The sequence below is a fragment of the Christensenella timonensis genome (genome assembly GCF_900087015.1).
GTDB classification, from domain to species: Bacteria; Bacillota; Clostridia; order Christensenellales; family Christensenellaceae; genus Christensenella; species Christensenella timonensis.
Genome location: NZ_FLKP01000002.1, coordinates 1777559 through 1796749 on the forward strand (window position 1 = coordinate 1777559; position 19191 = coordinate 1796749).

Below are 19191 nucleotides of genomic sequence, written 5' to 3' on the forward strand. Positions count from 1 at the left end.
TTCCAGTTACCGTCCTATTCTATACCGGACAGTTCAACCGCTTCCGTTTCTTCCAATGCTCTTTTCATATCAATGGGATAATGCCCGTCAAAGCATCCGGTACAAAAGTTGCATCCGGCTCCTTCCACTGTTTTCAGCAAATCGCCGATCGACAAATAATGAAGCGTATCCGCGCCGATGATCCGGCGTATTTCTTCCACTGAGTTCTTTGACCCGATCAATTGATCGTGCGACGGCGTATCGATACCGAAGAAGCACGGGCAAATAACGGGCGGTGAACTGATAAGCATATGCACTTCCCGCGCGCCTGCCAGCCTCAGCATCTCCACGATCTTCCGGCTCGTCGTTCCGCGCACGATAGAATCGTCGATCAGGATCAGGCGCTTCCCATGAACATTCCGTTTCATAGCGTTCAGTTTCAGCTTGACGCCGCGTTCCCTAAGCGCCTGCGACGGCTGGATAAACGTCCTGCCTACGTATCGATTCTTTGATAAAGCCTTCGCATAGGGAATGCCTGATTCCGCCGCATAGCCGGACGCCGCCGGAGTTGCCGAATCCGGCACATCGCTGACAAGATCCGCATCGATCGGAAAAGCCTGCGCCAGCCGCGTTCCCATATTTTCACGCGAACGGTATACGCTGATACCGTCGATGTCCGAATCAGGGCGGGCAAAATATACGTATTCAAAAACGCAAAGGGCCGTTTCCATCGATGACTGCGCCTGATAGGATTTCAGGCCGTCCTTGTTGACCACGATGATCTCTCCCGGGCGGACATCCCGCACAAACTCGGCATCTATAGCGTCAAAAGCGCACGACTCCGATGCCACGATGTAATTGTCGTCCAGCTTTCCAAGTGCCAACGGACGAATCCCAAGCGGATCACGCACAGCGACAAGCTCATCCTGCGTCATGATCATCAACGCGTAGGATCCCTTCACGACCTTCATCATAGCAGATATCGCATTCAACAGGCCGCGTTTTGAGTATTTGGCGATCAGGTTGGCCATCACCTCCGTATCCAGAGATGTTTGGAAAACCGTCCCCTCCTCCTCCATCTTTTCCCGCAGCGTGGTACTGTTGATCAGGTTCCCGTTATGCGCCAGGGAAAGCTTGCCGCCGCGGTAGGATATCACCAGCGGTTGTGCGTTCTCGCCTTTGCTTTCGCCCGTCGTAGAATAACGAACGTGCCCAATGGCGATATGGCCGCCCAGCAGCTTGTCCAGATTGTCCTTAAAAACTTCTGAGCAAAGGCCCATACCTTTATGCTGCTTCACGCACTTTCCATCCGTTACCGCAATACCGGCGCTCTCCTGCCCCCTGTGCTGCAGGGCATAAAGCCCCAGATAGGCCGCTTCCGCCGGATCGTAATGGCGATCGTTCATAAAGATACCGAACACACCACATTCCTCCGGCATAATGTCGTCCGCAGGCTTCCAACGTTCATATTGCGCGTTTGGTGCAAGAAGCATACTTTATTCTCCCATCAGGCGATGCAGTATCTCCTGGTACGCATCCTCGACGTTCCCAAGATCCTGGCGGAAACGGTCTTTATCCAGCTTTTCGCCTGTTTTGGAATCCCAAAAGCGGCAGGTATCCGGTGAGATTTCATCTGCCAGGATAATGTCGCCTTTGAAACGGCCATATTCCAGTTTGAAGTCGATGAGCTCGATTCCGAACTGTTTTAAGTATTCCGTCATGATATCATTGACTTTGAAGGAATATTCCGCTATCTTTGCCATTTCCTCCGGCGTCGCCAAGTCCATCGCGTAGATGTGGTAATCGTTGATCATCGGGTCGCCGAGGTCGTCGTCCTTATAGCTGTATTCCAGTACCGTGGATTTCAGCTTTGTCCCTTCCGGGATGCCTAACCTTTTGGAAATGCTGCCGGCGGCGATGTTCCTGACAATGACTTCGACCGGGACGATAGAAACGCTTTTTACAACCGTTTCACGGTCGGAAAGCTCCTCTACAAAATGTGTCGGGATCCCCTGTTTTTCAAGCATCTTGAACATATGGTTCGAGACTTTGTTGTTCACAACGCCTTTTCCTACGATCGTACCCTTTTTCAATCCGTTAAAGGCCGTAGCATCGTCTTTATAATCAACGATCACATAATCCGGATCGTCTGTCTTGAAAACCTTTTTTGCCTTTCCTTCGTATAACTGTTCTGTTTTTTTCATCTTATAGCTCCTCCTTGAGTTCAGCGTCCGCAGCCACAACCTTGAGCTGCATGTCTTCTTTAAATTTATATAATAAATCGCTTAAAGTATCATATTTCAATGCGAGAATCTGCACTGCCAGTAAAGCGGCGTTTTTACCGCCATTGATGGCTACGGTAGCCACCGGGATCCCCTCGGGCATCTGCACGGTAGAAAGCAGGGAATCCAGCCCGTCCATCGTAGAGGACTTGATCGGCAATCCAATCACGGGGAGAATACTGTGTCCGGCGATAACACCGGCCAGATGGGCAGCCTTTCCGGCTGCGGCAATGATTACTTCAACACTATTGTCCTTTGCATTTTTCGCAAAATCCGCCGCCAGTTCGGGCGTACGGTGCGCAGACATCACATGCGCTTCCACCTCAATACCGAAATCCTTCAACGTATCGATCGTCGGCTTCAATACCGGCAGGTCGCTTTTGGAACCCATAATCACTGCAACTTTCATTTTTGTCTCTCCTTTAAATTCAGAACTTGATCAATAGCTGTGGAAGGATTGAGCCGGCATATAGCCGGCTCAACTCTCCACTTACATATTCTTTTAGATCAGGGCCAGTACAATGAAGTTCAGGACGAACAGGATGGTAGCCACGATCAGGATCGGGTGCAGCTCTTTTGCCTTACCGCGAATGATCTTAACGATGCAGTAGAACAGGAAGCCTGCTGCGATACCGTAAGAGATGCTGTAGCAAAGCGCCATGAACACGCCCGCGAAGAAGGCAGGAACCGCTTCTTCGAAGTCCCCCCACTTGATGTCCTTGAAGGCTGCCATCATCATGATACCGACCGCAATAAGCGCCGGGGCGGTTGCCTGGGAAGGCACGATGCCCATGACCGGCGCCAGGAACATACACGCCAGGAAGATGAGCGCCGTAACTACACTGGTTAGTCCTGTACGCCCGCCTGCGCCGATACCCGCCGCGCTCTCCACGTAAGTTGTCGTATTGGATGTCCCGAATACAGCGCCTACGGATGTAGCGATCGCATCTGCGAAAAGGGCTTTATCCATTTTGGATTTGAATCCCTTGCTCGTTTCCATCATCTTCATGTCATCCGCACTGAAGATGCCGCTCCTGCGGCCCGTTCCGATGAACGTGCCGATCGTATCGAAGGTATCCGATATACTGAAGGCAAAGATCGTCATAATGACCATGAGTATCTTATCCGGATCTGCAAACAGCGTTTGCATCCCCTCCGGCCCGAAGGCGGCACCAAAGGTCGTGCCGAGATCCTGGAAAGAAGCGCTTAAGCTGTCCGCAGCGAAATTTACTGTAGAAAGGTCAACTACGCCCATCGGGATACCGATCACTGTTGTCGCGATGATGCCGATGAGGATCGCGCCTTTCACCTTTGCAACCAACAGGATGATCGTCAGAACGATACCAATAATAGCGAGAATAACTGCCGGTGAATTGAAGGTGACCAATGCCGGAACCGCACCGCCCGAAGAAACCACGCTCGTGATTCCCGAGTAGGCCGCATCCGCCGCAAACGGCGCGCCATTGATGGACATGATCGTACCCGGATCGGATGTGAATTGGATGATGCCAGCATTCTTGATACCGATATAGGCTACAAAGATACCAATACCGCCGCCAATCGCGTTTTGCAAGGATTCCGGAATAGATTTGATGATTGCTTTTCTAAGTTTGGTCACCGTAATCACAATGTTTACGATACCACAGATGAATACCATAGCAAGCGCCTGCTGCCAGGTAAAGCCAAGTGCGAAGCATACCGTGTAGGTAAAGAACGCATTGAGACCCATACCGGGAGCCTGTGCGTACGGTACATTTGCAAACAGTCCCATTACGAGCGTGCCGATCGCCGCTGCAATGATCGTTGCCAAGAATACCGCCTGAGAAGGCATGCCTGTCGCCGAAAGGATGCTCGGGTTTACAAAGATGATGTAAGACATCGCAAAGAACGTTGTAAAACCGGCAATGACTTCGGTTGAAGCTTTTGTGCCATTCTCTTTGAGTTTAAAAAACTTTTCCATATGATACCTCCTACAATTAGAATATATAAGTATAAAAACTCATATAGGTATCATACTAAATTAAAGGCATGGCCGCAATATTAATACGAATTATTATATGATTATCGAATTAATAGTTCGTATTATTACGAACTATTGTACAGGCGAAATAACTGAATTCCTTTATTTATCCAGTTTTTTTGCGTGACATTCGCTGCACATTGCATCATGCAGTGAAATAATACCACCGCACACGCTGCAGGTATATTTAGCTTGCTGCTGTCGCATAAAGTTCTCCACTCCACTCTTCTTTGCCACTTTACTATTTTCGATCAGGCTCGTTTGGTATTTCGTCCGATAGCCCTTTTCCAACCTTTTGATTACGGCACAGGGATGTTCTTCGCACATAAAGCAATACGAAATACCTTTTTCCCTGATACAGTCCTTGATTTTGCATTTTCGGCAATGCGGCGGCTTGTATTCCTTCACTGAGAAACAACCCACACATGGTTTTGGGGAATCACAATGCTTATAACAGACCATACAGTTCATTCCGCAGGGTGCAAGCATATTGGGATCGATTGTTTCCGGCATTTTCATGGTGAACGCTTCCCTTCCATCAATATCAATAAACTGCCCAATATCAGAAAATAGTTAAGATATGCTGCTTTCAGTGTTCGGAAAGAAGATACGCGAACTAAAACAACATCTGGATCAGTATTTTCTTTGCTACCTTCAATTTCTGATTTTGATCCCTCATATAAATGTATTGTCGATGCTGCTTTTTAGTATAGCATACAAAACTCATTTAGAAAATAAATAACGACCAGTGTATATTCTAATTTTCTTTACTTTATTCGGCATTTTACTATGTTCTTCGCTTTACATTTCAAGCGTGATATATGCGCTCATTAACTTAATAATGCGGCAGGCACATTATCTTCCGATAATTCTTTCCTTCTCGTTACCTGTGGTTCTTTCGTCTGTTTTTCCATTGGGAATAACACCTCCAAAAATATAAAATAGGTGGTCATGATTACCACCTATTTTTTGAAAAAATATGCTATTCCCACTCAAACGCCGTCCGGCTCAAACCAGCATGGTTAAGCCAAAAACCTTACTCCCACTCAATCGTTGCCGGCGGCTTGCTCGTAATGTCATACACAATACGGTTGATGTGCGGTACCTCGTTGATAATGCGGTTGGAAATCACACCCAGTACGTCGTACGGTATGCGCGCCCAGTCCGCCGTCATCGCATCCACGCTCGTTACGCCGCGCAGGGCAACTGTGTAATCGTAGGTTCTCTCGTCACCCATTACGCCCACAGAGCGCATATCGGTCAGCACAGCAAAGTACTGCCAGATTTTTTCATCCAGTTCCGCTTTTGCGATTTCGTCGCGGAAGATAAAGTCTACGTCGCGCAAGAGATCAAGCTTTTCTTTTGTGATTTCGCCAATCACGCGGATCGCAAGTCCCGGGCCCGGGAACGGCTGGCGCCACACCATGTGGCGCGGCAATCCCAATTCTTCGCCCAGCTCGCGCACTTCATCTTTAAAGAGCTCGCGCAGCGGTTCAATGATTTCTTCAAAATCAACATGATCCGGCAGTCCGCCAACATTGTGGTGGCTCTTGATAAGCGCTGCATCGCCCACGCCGCTTTCCACAACATCGGGATAAATCGTTCCTTGTGCCAGGAAATGCACCTTGCCGATCTTTTTCGCTTCTTCCTCGAACACACGGATAAACTCTTCGCCAATGATCTTACGCTTCTTTTCCGGCTCCGTAACGCCTGCGAGTTTCTCCAAAAAGCGCTGCTCCGCCTTGACGTGCACAAGATTCATATCGAACTGCTTTTTGAATACGTTCTCTACTTCTTCGGGCTCATACTTGCGCATGAGGCCGGTGTCCACAAAGACGCATGTCAGGTTTTTGCCGATCGCCTTATGGAGCAGCACCGCGCATACGGAACTGTCCACACCGCCCGACAGGGCCAGCAATACCTTCTTGTCCCCTACCTTCTCACGAATCGCTTCGATCGACTGTTTTGCATAATCATTCATATCCCAATCTCCTTTTGCACCGCATATATCAAATAAAAAATGCTCCAATATACTTTGTCCGTTTACCGTGTGCTGCACCTCCGGATGAAACTGCACGCCGTATATTTTCTTTTCGTCGTTTCCAAAGGCTGCCACCGGGCAGGAGGCCGTTCTTGCCAATATAGCAAATCCTTCCGGCGCCCTGTCGATGTAATCCATATGACTCATCCAGCATACGGATTCTTTTTCCATATCCTGCAACAGCACATTTTCCGCACTATACGTGATGTTCGTTTGTCCGTATTCCCCCGCCGGTGCCGAAGCGACATGCCCGCCCAGCTTCATGGAAAGCAGCTGGCTTCCATAACATATGCCCAGGATCGGGATGCCAAGATTGAATATTTCCGTATCACAAACCGGCGCGCCTTCCTCATATACACTTTTGGGGCCGCCTGTAAAAATAATTCCAATTGGCTTCTTGTCTTTGATTGTCTCCGCGCTTGTCTGGTATGGCAGCAATTCAGCATAAACATGCGCTTCGCGCACCCTGCGTGCGATCAGCTGGTTATACTGCCCGCCAAAATCCAGCACAATGATTGTTTCCCTCATCTATCTGCATCCCTCCAAAATGATTTCAGTCCGTCGTCGATAATAATATGCGAGATGCCCAGTTCCTTCCCTTGCAGGAGAAGGCGATCCGCGACATCTTGTTTTTGACTGTCCTGTAACAGTTCCTCCGCCATCACCTGAACGCAATTTTTTTCCATGTGCACTTGCATCCTGCTGCGCGTATACCGCCTGATATACTTTTCCGCTTCTTCAATGAAATCCAGCTTTTGCGCGTCGATGTCTACGCCTGGTGCAAAGCGGCACGCCAGGCAGCCATTTGCCGGCCGAATGTAATATGTCCTTCCGATCGCGCGCAACATGGCCTCTACATCCTGCCGTGTATATCCGAGCTCCAACAGCGGACTGATCGCTTGCACCTCACGGACGCTTCCAGCTAAGATCGTGCAGCTGTGGGCTCCTGCCGCCTTTCCGTCGAACAAAACCTGCGCGCCAACCCCCTGCGCCGCGTAAAACAATCTTTTTGAGATTTCGCATGCACACACTTCACAGCGTTTTTTTGCCGATGCCCCGATGATTTCCCGCACAGCAAGCAGCTCCGGCATCGCCACGCGCTCACTGCGCATTTTGGGAAAATCATCCAGTACTTCGTGCACACGGTAAATTTCTTCCTGCGTAAAAAACGGTGTATTAGCCGTCAGCAGCGGCGCACCTTTTCCATGCGACTCATAAAGGGCGCACACCAGCAATGCGGATGCGGTTCCACCGGAAAACGCAAGGGCCGCGTACGGATATTCTTCCATATATGCGACTAGTCTGCTGAAATCCTGCTGTGGCCCGTTCATTTACTGCGCACTGTAATTCGGCGCTTCCTTCGTGATACTGATATCATGCGGATGGCTTTCCAAAAGCCCTGCGCCTGTGATCTGGATGAATTCGGCGTTCTTTTGCAGCGTTTCTATGTCCTTCGCACCGCAATAACCCATGCCGGACTTTAAACCGCCGACCATCTGGTATGTTGTTTCTGCAAGCGGCCCCTTGAACGGTACACGGCCCTCTACGCCTTCCGGAACCAGTTTTTGTGACCCTTCCTGGAAGTAACGGTCTGCGCTGCCCTGCTGCATCGCCGATACGGAGCCCATACCGCGGTACACCTTAAAACTTCTTCCCTGGTAAATTTCCATTTCTCCCGGGCTTTCCTTTGTCCCGGCGAACAAGCTGCCGATCATGACGGCTGCCGCGCCGCCCGCGATCGCTTTTGTAATATCCCCGCTGTATTTAATACCGCCGTCGGCAATGATCTTATTGCCGCTTTTCGCCGCTTCTTCCGCACATTCGATCACTGCCGAAAGCTGCGGTACGCCGATCCCTGCTACCACACGCGTCGTACAGATCGAACCTGGGCCGATCCCTACTTTCACACACGTCGCGCCTGCGGAAATCAGGTCATGCACCGCTTCCTTTGTCGCACAATTTCCTGCGATGATATCGATCTCCGGGAATTTATTGCGTATCTTCTCCACGATATGAAGGACATTTTGCTGGTGGCCATGCGCCGTATCGACCGCAATCACATCTACCTTTGCCGCTACCAATGCTTCCACACGTTCCAATGTTCCGCTGCCCGTACCAACGGCGGCGCCTACCAGCAGCCTGCCGCCGCTGTCTTTTGCGGACATCGGGTACTGGATCGCTTTTTCGATATCCTTGATCGTGATCAGCCCCATCAGCTTTCCGTTGTCATCCACGAGCGGGAGCTTTTCGATTTTATATTTCCTTAAAATATCCTGCGCCTCGTCGAGTGTCGTACCGATCGGTGCCGTGATCAGATGATCCTTCGTCATCACTTCGCTTACCTTGCGTGAATAATCCGTTTCAAAACGCATATCCCGGTTGGTGATGATCCCCACGAGTTTTCCATCCGGTTCTACAATCGGCACGCCTGATATCTTATAACGCCCCATCAGCTGATCCGCATCCGAAACACTGTGATCCGGCGAAAGAAAAAACGGATCCGTAATGACGCCGTGTTCGCTTCTTTTTACCTTGTCGACGTTTTCCGCCTGTTTGTCAATGGACATGTTTTTGTGAATGATACCCATACCGCCTTCACGTGCGATCGCAATCGCAAGGCCGCTTTCCGTAACCGTATCCATAGCGGCGCTCATGATTGGAATGTTCAGCTTGATCCTAGGGGTCAGGTAGGTGGAAACATCAACCTCGTTCGGTACCACATCGCTCTTCTTCGGCTTCAGCAGCACGTCATCAAATGTTAATCCCTGCGTAATCTTCATAAACATTTCTCCCTTTCTTCGATTCGTTCCATTTAATTATTTCATACTATGCTTGAGCATAATAATATACACAGCAGAGGACAGCCGGTTCAATCCCTTTTGGATGCTTGCGTTCGCATATGCGCCGAGCCCTGCGGCAATGCAGATGCGCTCCGCCTGCCTGACTTTCGTCCGCAGCAGGTTGAGGACGGCAAACATCATGTCCGAATTTTCATCCGGGAACACATGCCCGGCGCCTAAATATTGCTGGGGATGATAAGAGTAGTCCTGCAGTTCGTCAAGCGTGAGCCCAATCATACCGTTAAGTTCCAACGGCACAGCGCATGCTTCCGCGCGCATGAGATCGCGTATCACGCGTACAACATCCCGCAAATCGTCCGCCGCTTGGCGATCGCCCCGCTCTTTTGCAAATGCAAGCGCATACACGGCATAAGCAAGCAAGCTGTCTATCTCCCCGCGCAGCCTGATCTGCGGGTGGTCTTTACACACCGTTTCGCCCCCATAAAGGCAGGTTTTGTCTTCGCAGCCCTTCATTCGTTCACAGCACCCCTATCAAAAAACCGCATGGCATAGTTATGCTTGCGGCTTTTTCTCTTCTGTTTTTTTTGCTTGCTCTTCCTCGCTTGCTTCCGCGTCCAGCTTCTCAAGCATCTCGATATGATCCCTCTTCATGGAAAACCAGTTGATACATCCGATCACAAATGATACGACCAACACGATCACCGCCGCGCCAAACATTCTTTCTGCAAATAAAATTGCCGAAATTGCAAGCAGCGCGGAAATAGCGTATAGCAAAACAACGGACTGCTTTTGGTTCATACCCATGTCCACCAACCGGTGGTGCAGGTGTTTCCTGTCCGCATGGAAAGGACTTTGCCCTTTGAATACCCGGCGGATAATCGCAAATAACGTATCAAAAATCGGCAGGCCCAATACAAGGAACGGGATCACAAACGAAACCACCGCATTCACCTTGAAGAAGCCTTGGATGGAAATCACCGAGAGCACAAAACCAAGGAACGTAGCACCGACGTCGCCCATGAATATTTTTGCCGGGTTCAGGTTGTAAGGCAGGAAGCCCAGGCACGAACCAGCCAAAACAGCCGCGATCACGGTGACCGTCGGATTCCCAGCGGAAAGCAGCGACACGGCCAGAAGTGCCAGGGAAGAAATCGCGGATATCCCGCAGGCAAGCCCGTCGAGCCCATCGATCAGGTTGATCGTATTGGTGATCGCTACGATCCACAGCACTGTGATCGGGATCGCCCAGTTCCCAAAATATATAATCTGGTCAAAAAGCGTCACCTGCTTGATGACGATTCCCGAAAAGCACACGACCAATGCCGCGCCGATCTGTACCAACAGCTTGATCCACGCCTTCAGGTCATAAATATCGTCAAACATGCCCATGATGGTGATCATAAGGGCGCCGAGGAGCAAGCCGACATAAGTGGAATCAAGCGGCACAAAAGCCATCACCCCAAAGGCAAAGGCAACAAATATAGCAAGCCCCCCCATCGTTGGGATCGGCTTGCTATGCATCCTTCTATTATCTTTTGGAATATCCACTGCGCCGACCTTGATCGAAAATTTACGGACGAGCGGCGTTGTCGTATACGTCATGAAAAACGTAAACAGAAACGCTATCAGGATCAACAAACCGCTGCGTAATTCCATTCGAATCCCAAGGTCCTTTCGTAGATATCAAGATTAAAATATTACAAGAGCGGCAAAGCTTGCGCTTTGCCGCACTTGAACTTTGTTACATTATATCAACTTTCTTTTTTAAATGCAACATCTCCGTTTTCAACGAACATCTTTACTTTATCGCCGATCTGGATCTTGCCGGCAAGGATCTCCTCCGAGAGTTTGTCCTCTACCGTCTGCTGGATCATCCGGCGCAGCGGTCTCGCACCATACTGGTCGCTCATACCGTCTTTGGCCATCAGCTTTGCAGCGTCCTTCGTATAGGTAAGGTCGATTTCCCTGTCCTGCAGCCTCTTGACCACGCTACCCAGCATCAGCTCTGCGATCTGCTGCGTATCCTTTTCCGTCAGCTTGTGGAACACGATGATATCGTCGATCCTGTTGAGGAACTCCGGACGGAACGTCTCTTTTAACGCCTCCATCATGCGCTCCTTCATCTCATCATATTCTTTGAGCTGCTCCATATCAGCCTCATCGCCGTTCGTAAACCCGATCTTGCTCTTGGCGATCTCATGCGCGCCTACATTGGAAGTCATAATGATGATCGTATTCTTAAAGTCTACGGTACGGCCTTTGGAGTCCGTCAGCCTGCCGTCTTCCAAAACCTGCAGCAGGATGTTAAATACATCCGGATGCGCTTTTTCGATCTCGTCAAACAACACGACCGAATACGGTTTTGTCCGTACTGCCTGCGTCAGCTGGCCGCCTTCATCATAACCGACATATCCCGGAGGCGAACCAACCAGCTTGGATACGCTGTGCTTCTCCATATATTCCGACATATCAAGGCGGATCATCGCGTTCTCATCACCAAACATCGATGCAGCCAGTGCTTTTGTAAGCTCCGTTTTTCCGACGCCTGTAGGCCCCAGGAAGATGAACGAACCAATGGGCCGGTTGGGGTCTTTAAGGCCTGCACGCGCACGGCGGATCGCCTTGGCGACTGCCGTCACCGCTTCGTCCTGGCCGATCACGCGCTCATGCAGCATACCTTCAAGTTTCAGCAGCTTTTTGCTTTCATCCTCTGTCAGCTTACTCACAGGCACATGTGTCCAGCTCGAAATGATCTGTGCAATATCCTCTTCGGTCACAATCCCCTTTTCCTTGGCAACAGCCTTGCGCCATTCTTCCGAACAATGCTCGATGTCGCGTTTGGTATCCGCTTCCTCATCACGCAGTTTGGCTGCTTTTTCAAAGTCCTCATGCGCAATCGCGTTTTCTTTTTCCTTGCCGATCTCTTCCAGCTTTTCTTCCAGCTCGCGCAGATCCGGCGGCGAAGTAAACATCGAAATCCTCACCTTGGAGGCCGCCTCGTCGATCAGGTCGATCGCCTTGTCCGGCAAAAACCTGTCCATGATATAGCGCGTCGAAAGGTCGACTGCCGCCTTCAGCGCTTCATCGGTGATCGTCACCTTATGGTGCGCTTCATAGCGGTCACGCAATCCTTCCAAAATCTGCAGCGCTTCATCCGGCGTAGGCTCCCCCACATTGACCGGCTGGAACCTGCGTTCCAGTGCCGCATCCTTTTCTATATGCTTCCTGTATTCGTCGATCGTCGTAGCGCCGATCACCTGGATCTCGCCGCGTGCAAGCATCGGTTTTAAGATATTTGCCGCATCCATTGCGCCTTCGGCCGCGCCGGCGCCAATCAGCGTATGCAGCTCGTCGATGAACAGGATCACATTGCCGTCCTGCTGCAATTCGTCAAGCGCATCCTTTAAACGTTCTTCAAATTCGCCCCTGAACTTGGAGCCGGCCAGCATCCCTGCCAAATCAAGCATGACGACACGCTTGTTTTTCAGCATATCCGGGATATTGCCTTCCACGATCTTTTGCGCCAGGCCTTCCGCGATCGCCGATTTACCGACGCCCGGTTCACCGATCAGCACAGGATTGTTTTTCGTTCTCCGGCTGAGGATCTGGATGATACGTTCGATCTCCCCGGCCCTGCCGATCACAGGGTCAAGCTCGTTGTTTTTGGCCGCGAGCGTCAGGTCGCGTCCAAACTTGTCAAGCTTGGGCGTAGGGGATTTTGTCTTTTCTTCCCCGGCAGAAGGAGCACCCTGCGCAATCGCGAGGATTTCCTGCTGCATTGCCGCCATATCCGCATTCAGGTCATGCAGCATACGGAACCCCATGCTTTCCCTCTCGTTGATAAGCGCGAGCAGCATATGCTCCGTGCCCACAAAATTCTGTCCTAATTGGCGCGAAAACGCCACACTCATTTCAATGATTTTTTTCGTACGGGGCGTATATCCCATGACCTGCGGATTTCCATAACCGCCGTCAACCGAAACGGATTCGATATATTCCCTTGCGTTCCTTTCGTTGATACCCTGCTTTTCCAAAATTTCCGCAGCCGTACCGCCTTCTAGGACAAGCCCCAACAAAAGGTGCTCCGTTCCTACATAATTTTCTCCCATCCCGCTGGCAAATTGCGCCGCCTTATTTACGGCTTCCTGCGCGCCTGCGGTGAATCCAGACATATTGCTCATAATAATCCTCCTAAACTCTGCCGTATCGCCTTATCGTCCCGGGATACGGCAGCTGCCGTTTTTCCGGCAAACGGCACGCCAATCGTTGCTGGCCTTTCTTTGCTTTGTTACTAATGTAAACGAACCAGCCTGTCCTAAACAACCTTATTAATCGGTTTTCCCTTCTTTATTACCCGCTTCTTTTGCGCGGATCTTATCCCTTAGTTCTGCGGCTTTTTCAAAATCTTCTGCCTCAATCGCCGCTTGGAGCTGCGCCTTCAAATCATCGGCCTTTTTTGTCGCCTGTTCTTTTGTGTCTGCAGGTTCCGGCTTACCGAGGTTGATTTCCGGCAATTCGATCCCGCCCACAAGCGGGCCGCCGACGTCATCAAATTCCATACTGCGCCGATCCCGCGGCGCTGCCGAAACGCCTCCTAACAGGCTGCCCATACCAAACATATTGCTAAGCCTGCCGGAACCGCGCTTCAATAAGCTCGTTTCAAACAAATCCCCAAAAAAACTTTCCGGTGAGAACGCATTCATCAAGCCCGGCTCTTTGCTCGCACACTCGCTGCACAGGTTCCGTTCCGTAGTGACGCCGTTCACACTCTGCTGTATATGTACATTCGCTTCCCTTTGTTTACATTTATCACATAACATATCAATCGTCCTCCTTTAAAAGTGTTGATATCAAAATTTCCCTTAAAATACATGACCGTAGTTCATTCCTTATTTCACCCGGTACACATAGCGCCTTATCCGATATTGCCGCCAGGATCAGGTTTTTCGACTTTTTATCGATCAGTCCCGTTTCCCGCATGCCTTCCACAAGCTCTGCCGCCTGGCGCATGCCTATGCCTCCCTGCAGCTTTTCATCGATGATATCGCTGATATACTCGCTTTCATCCACATCGAGCTGGATGACACGGATATAGCCGCCTCCGCCCCGCCTTGACTGCGTAATGTAACCCCGGTTTGGGGAAAACCTTGTAGTCAGGACGTAATTGATCTGGGAGGGCGCGCAATGAAAACGCTGCGCAAGCTCATTGCGCTGCAGCTCCGCCATTCCTTCGTCCTCCATCAATAGTTCCTTGATGAAATCCTCAATATGATCGCTCAATACCGACATATTCGCGCCTCCTTTCTTTGACTTTCTTTGACCTTCATATTTATTATAACCGAAATTTTTTTATTGTAAACAGTTTCTTTAAAAATTATTTAATGAATTTCAAGAAATTTTAGCGGCGGCGTCCCCTTGACTTTTGCCGCTTGGTAATCATCTTTAAGCGCCTTAAGAAAGGACTGGAGCTGCCCTTTGCTTAAGCTTTCCTCCGCAAAGGAGATCACCAGCTCAAACTGGCTGCGGGCACTTACCGGCCGTGTCGCGCAGCCGTTTTGTTCAGCATACCGGTAGAGCTCAAAATACCATGTGAACGGCTGCATCACTTGTTTTGTCACAAAATCAAACGCGCGCCGCATCCTGCCGGTATTGTAGTATCGATCTACAAGCCCTGCGATCCCGCGCAAAAGCAGCAACTCTTCCGCCTGCATATCTGCGGTTTTCAATACTTCATACGGCGGATAGCTGCGGGCGGCGATGCCATACTCCCCCGCCCTTTTCCGCAGGCTCGTTCCTTTGAGCAGCTTCAAAAAGCCAAGTTGGAGCGCATCGGGATAGAGCGTATATACCTCGTTGAACGAACGTTCAAAACTCTGCATATCTTCGCATGGAAGCCCTGCGATCAAGTCGAGGTGCAAATGGATATTTCCGCCCAGCATAACGGAACGCGCGTTGTTTTTCAGTCGCTTGATATCTGTTTTGCGGATCACCGCGCAAAGCGTGTCCTTGTTTAAAGACTGCACGCCCGCCTCCAGCTGTATCTTGCCTTTCGGCGCCCTAAGCAGCAGGGCAAGCGCCTCATCATCCAAAAGGTCGAGACCTACTTCAAAATGAAAGCAGGTGTTTCCCGTATCCTCGATTACATAACGCCAGATTGCCATAGCGCGTTCGCGGTTCGCATTGAACGTCCGGTCTGTAAACTTCACAAGCCGGGCGCCGCGCTTTACAAACAGGCCGATCTCTTCCCTGACCTTGGAAACGGATTTTTCCCTTACGCCGCCGGGCGTCACACCGGAAAGGCAGTAAGCGCAGGAAAAGGGGCATCCCCGCGACGATTCATAATAATAGATACGGTTTTCGTCATACCGATCCTGCTCGCCTGCAAACGGCGGCGGCAGCTTTTCGATATCCGCGACAACCGCATAAGTATCATCGCCGCAGATTTTGCCATCTTTTCGATAAAGGATACCTTTGAGCCCGCCGACCATGCCGCCTGCAGAGATCAGCTCCAGCAGGCGCGGAAGAAGTTCCTCCCCCTCGCCGCACAGGACATAATCGATAAAGGACGCGCCATGCATCACCTCGCGCGCGGCAAATGAAACCTCCGGCCCGCCAAGTATGATCACGCACCTGGGTTCTATCCGTTTCAAATCCTCCGCAATGCGCAATACGATGTTGATGTTCCATATATAACAGGAAAAGCAAACACACCCCGCCTTTTGCTTTAAGAGGTCTTGTAGGATATCCGCCAATGGCTGGTTGATGTTGTATTCGCAGAATTTCGTATCCGCATAGTTGACGGAAGCGGCAAGGGAGCGGATCCCCGGATTGGTATGCACATAGCTTGCGTTGATTGCCGTCAAAATCGTTTTCATATTATTCTTCCTTATAAAAAGAGACCGCAAACGCGTTGCGGCCCCCGATTCCCTGCTCCCTATTTGTCCTCATAAAGATAAGTGATGTAAAAGCTATTATCTCCCTGGTTGAAATAGTCCACCACATAAAGCTCACCGGTCTTAGTGCCCGGAACGATTTCGGACGTCTTGGAATAGCCGACCAGCGCCAGCTCGCCCTTGGATACGGAGTATTTGACCACCGCGAACGGATATTGCTCCGTTGTCCCGTCATAGGTCGGCGTCGTAAAGTAAAGCGTATCGTTATCCGCGCCAAACGCCATGCTGTTGATGAGGACATCACTGATCACGTCCGTGGCTGCCGCCGTTCCCGTATTCAGCATCTGCACATTATAACTGATATCTTCTTCCTGTCCTTGCACAGGCACCAGCACAGCAAGGTTGGCCCCATCCTGCGAAACCGCAAAATCGATCCCTGCCGTGACTTCCGCACGTTCCCGGGTTTTAAGATCCAGCGAATATAGCATGCCCAGTCCGTTGTTTTCCGTTTTATCCGCAAAATAGATCTTTCCGTTGCGCAGCGCGATTTTGGATTCCGCGCCTTTCTTCTCCTCGACCGCCTGTACCCGGTCGGCATCGTCAACAGAAAAATCGTACTTCATCAATTGCAACGTTCCCAGGCCCTTCATGGCATAGATGACAGGCTGCTCCGCATCCCATACGAAAGAGGTCGTTGCATCGCCAAACCCTTCCTCACCCAGGTTATGCAATACATTCTCCTGTGTATCAAACACATACAGTACCTTGTTCTCGATCCCGGAATCAAGGATCGCAACGTACCTGCCATCCGCCGAGGGCTCCGCTTTTTCTATGCCGTAGAAATCCGGCAGCTCAAGTTGTGTTTTCTTTCCGTTCGTCTCAATCCGCCACAACTTTTCCTTCAGCACCTGCTCCGTATCCTCGTTGGCGTTCGGCACATACGAGCGCGCGTATAAAATGCTTCCCTCCGGCATCTGGCACAAATACCTTCCGTTTTCCACCAGAACCGGAAGCGTAATGGGCGCGCCGGCAACCATCATCACCGGATCCTGCTGTATGCCCTGCGCATCCACCTCTTTATTGTAGACAGGCAAAGCATCCATACTCATCTCAAAGACGTACGCCTTTTTGGCAGGGGCGACGCTTGCGATTTTTAAGTTTGTTTCCTCCGCCAGCTTATTGGCCGACGCTTCATCCCGCTTCGGCGAGGATACCAATATGATATCCGACAATCCCTCACACATCGTCGGCGTGAAACCGAGGCCCGGAGTGATCAGGTTCTGTTCATATTCCTCATAGGCATTCAGGCCTACGAAATAAGCATTTTCCGTACTTGTCTTTTCCGGTGTGAGCGTAATGACCAGCCTGTCGGCATCTTCTGATACTGTCGCCGCCACTTCCTCGTTCATCTGGAAGTATACCGATACGTTGTTGCTGTCCGAATGAACCGTATTGAACATACCATAGATCACACTGTCCGTAAACCACTCGCTCTTGTTGGAATAGTCCCAAAATCCGATATTGAGGTCTACCTGCAGCCTGACTGGCGACGGAAGCACCGTAAGCGCATACCGGGGCACTGACGAAAGTTTGGATTCATCGACCCCCGCCGTACGTGAACCGTTCAAAAACGACATCGTGATCACCGTGTTGTCGCCTTGCTTTTCGATATTGATATCCTTGAGGTTGACATCATTCCCCAAAGACGCGTCTCCCCCCTCCACGGTTCCGTTAACCACCCGTGCACCGGTGGTAGCTTCCGCCGAGGGTGTATCCGGCGAAACAGCACATGCAGCGAGCAGCAAGGCAGCGGTACATACCAGGCAAATGATCATTAGCAAACGTTTTTTGAACATATTTCTCCTCATTTTACTCTTATTCCGTATTTTTAAATCGCTTTCATGACCGCAGAGTATTCATGCAACTTTGCCTTGATCTCCTCGACATCCGCAAAGCTGAAGCGTCCATTTTCGTAGACGATGTCCCCCCCGACCATTGTCATACAAACATCCGTATCGTCCGCGCTGTACACGACGTTTGAGACGATATCATAATCGGGGGTATAGCGGATACCGCTTGTGTCGAGCATAATGATGTCCGCATTTTTGCCCGCTTCGACTACGCCGCTCTCAAAGCCCATTGCCCGCGCTCCCTGGCGCGTGGCAAGGTCGATTGACTGCGCGGCCGGCATCACTTTGGGATCGTATGTCGTTCCCTTTTGCAAGAGTGTCGCATATGTCATTTCTTCCATAATGGAAAGCTTGTTGTTGGAAGCAACGCTGTCTGTCCCAAGCGAAACGCGTACGCCCCGCTCCAGCATACGGCTTAATGGGGCGATACCGCTTGCGAGCTTTAAATTGCTCCTCGGACAGCTTAACACATACGATCCGTGCTGCGCCATAAGCTCCATATCGTGTTCGCTGATCCACACGCAGTGGGCCGCGAGGAACGGAACATCTAAAAGCCCCAGCTTTTCGCTCAGTTCAATGGGCGTCATGCCATGGTCCTTGAGGCAATTTTCATGCTCGCCCTTCGTTTCCGAAATATGCATATGGATCCCCGTTTGAAGCCGCGCGGCCTCCTTAGCGATCTTTTCGAGCATCTCGTTGTTGACCGTATACTGTGCATGCGGCGAAAGATATACTTTCAGCCTGCCTGTGTTATTATACTTTTCAAACAGCTCCACGCCCTCCCGAAAAGTACGCTGCGCGACGTTCTCTGCAGGCGTTACAACCGCGCGCGAAAGCACGGCGCGCAAACCGCTTTCCTGTGCCGCTTTTGCAACAGAACCCATAAAGAAATACATCTCATTGAACCCAACGATACCTGCCGCGGCCATTTCGCACATCGCAGCCATACTCGCCCAATAGGCGATCTCATCAGTCAAGCGATCCTCCGCAGGGAAGATCCGCGTATTGAGCCATGTCATTAAGTCCAGGTCGTCGGCATACGAGCGAAACATATTCATCGGTACATGCGTGTGCGTATTAAAAAAACCGGGCATCACGAGGTTTCCTTGTGCGTCGATCACGCGATCCGCTTCCGTGGCAGGCGCATGGTCTGCCGCTCCTGCATACACGATCCGCTCCCCGTCGACTTGTATTTCCGCATGCCGCAGCACGTCCTTATTCTCGTTGTTGGTGATGACCGTCGCATTTTCTATCCTGATTTTCAT

The 19191-nt window shown here is 50.7% G+C and carries 16 protein-coding genes; all 16 read right to left on the reverse strand.

Annotated features, from left to right (window positions below):
- Positions 1 to 14: 14 nt before the first annotated feature.
- The 16 genes from purF to BN6471_RS10005 all read right to left on the reverse strand — a co-directional run bounded on the left by purF (position 15) and on the right by BN6471_RS10005 (position 19191).
- A complete protein-coding gene (gene purF, locus BN6471_RS09930) occupies positions 15 to 1472 on the reverse strand; it encodes an amidophosphoribosyltransferase (protein ID WP_066648422.1) in 1458 nt (485 codons plus the stop codon).
- Positions 1473 to 1475: 3 nt separating this feature from the next.
- Positions 1476 to 2183 (reverse strand): phosphoribosylaminoimidazolesuccinocarboxamide synthase, encoded by a 708-nt coding sequence (gene purC / locus BN6471_RS09935; protein WP_066648424.1) that lies wholly within the window; start codon positions 2181 to 2183, stop codon positions 1476 to 1478.
- A 1-nt stretch (position 2184) separates the two neighbouring features.
- Positions 2185 to 2670: a 5-(carboxyamino)imidazole ribonucleotide mutase gene (gene purE, locus BN6471_RS09940; protein WP_066648427.1), complete on the reverse strand. Its 486-nt coding sequence runs from the start codon at positions 2668 to 2670 to the stop codon at positions 2185 to 2187.
- A 93-nt stretch (positions 2671 to 2763) separates the two neighbouring features.
- The gene (locus tag BN6471_RS09945; RefSeq protein WP_066648430.1) at positions 2764 to 4221 is read right to left on the reverse strand and encodes an NCS2 family permease; all 1458 of its coding nucleotides are present in this window, start codon (positions 4219 to 4221) and stop codon (positions 2764 to 2766) included.
- A 162-nt stretch (positions 4222 to 4383) separates the two neighbouring features.
- Positions 4384 to 4800, reverse strand: a complete 417-nt coding sequence (locus BN6471_RS13330) for a DUF3795 domain-containing protein (RefSeq protein WP_066648432.1) — start codon at positions 4798 to 4800, stop codon at positions 4384 to 4386.
- Positions 4801 to 5317: 517 nt separating this feature from the next.
- On the reverse strand, positions 5318 to 6850 hold the full coding sequence (gene guaA, locus BN6471_RS09955) for a glutamine-hydrolyzing GMP synthase (RefSeq protein ID WP_066648437.1): 1533 nt from the start codon (positions 6848 to 6850) through the stop codon (positions 5318 to 5320).
- A complete protein-coding gene (locus tag BN6471_RS09960; RefSeq protein WP_066648442.1) occupies positions 6847 to 7653 on the reverse strand; it encodes an adenine nucleotide alpha-hydrolase family protein in 807 nt (268 codons plus the stop codon). Before BN6471_RS09960 ends, guaA begins: the two co-directional genes overlap by 4 nt.
- Positions 7654 to 9102: an IMP dehydrogenase gene (guaB, locus tag BN6471_RS09965; protein ID WP_330384475.1), complete on the reverse strand. Its 1449-nt coding sequence runs from the start codon at positions 9100 to 9102 to the stop codon at positions 7654 to 7656.
- 36 nt (positions 9103 to 9138) lie between these two features.
- A complete protein-coding gene (locus tag BN6471_RS09970) occupies positions 9139 to 9636 on the reverse strand; it encodes a hypothetical protein (RefSeq protein ID WP_066648448.1) in 498 nt (165 codons plus the stop codon).
- Between the two features lie 39 nt (positions 9637 to 9675).
- Positions 9676 to 10779 carry an MraY family glycosyltransferase gene (locus BN6471_RS09975; RefSeq protein ID WP_066648450.1) on the reverse strand — a complete coding sequence of 368 codons (1104 nt, stop codon included), beginning with the start codon at positions 10777 to 10779 and terminating at the stop codon, positions 9676 to 9678.
- A gap of 95 nt (positions 10780 to 10874) precedes the next feature.
- Entirely contained in the window at positions 10875 to 13304 is a 2430-nt protein-coding gene (locus BN6471_RS09980) for an ATP-dependent Clp protease ATP-binding subunit (RefSeq protein ID WP_330384476.1), read from the reverse strand.
- A gap of 147 nt (positions 13305 to 13451) precedes the next feature.
- The gene (locus tag BN6471_RS09985; protein WP_066648452.1) at positions 13452 to 13943 is read right to left on the reverse strand and encodes a UvrB/UvrC motif-containing protein; all 492 of its coding nucleotides are present in this window, start codon (positions 13941 to 13943) and stop codon (positions 13452 to 13454) included.
- A gap of 1 nt (position 13944) precedes the next feature.
- Positions 13945 to 14412 (reverse strand): CtsR family transcriptional regulator, encoded by a 468-nt coding sequence (locus BN6471_RS09990; protein WP_066648455.1) that lies wholly within the window; start codon positions 14410 to 14412, stop codon positions 13945 to 13947.
- 89 nt (positions 14413 to 14501) lie between these two features.
- Positions 14502 to 15998 carry a B12-binding domain-containing radical SAM protein gene (locus tag BN6471_RS09995; RefSeq protein WP_066648458.1) on the reverse strand — a complete coding sequence of 499 codons (1497 nt, stop codon included), beginning with the start codon at positions 15996 to 15998 and terminating at the stop codon, positions 14502 to 14504.
- Positions 15999 to 16057: 59 nt separating this feature from the next.
- Positions 16058 to 17872 carry a hypothetical protein gene (locus BN6471_RS10000; RefSeq protein ID WP_066648461.1) on the reverse strand — a complete coding sequence of 605 codons (1815 nt, stop codon included), beginning with the start codon at positions 17870 to 17872 and terminating at the stop codon, positions 16058 to 16060.
- Between the two features lie 32 nt (positions 17873 to 17904).
- Entirely contained in the window at positions 17905 to 19191 is a 1287-nt protein-coding gene (locus BN6471_RS10005; RefSeq protein ID WP_066648463.1) for an amidohydrolase, read from the reverse strand.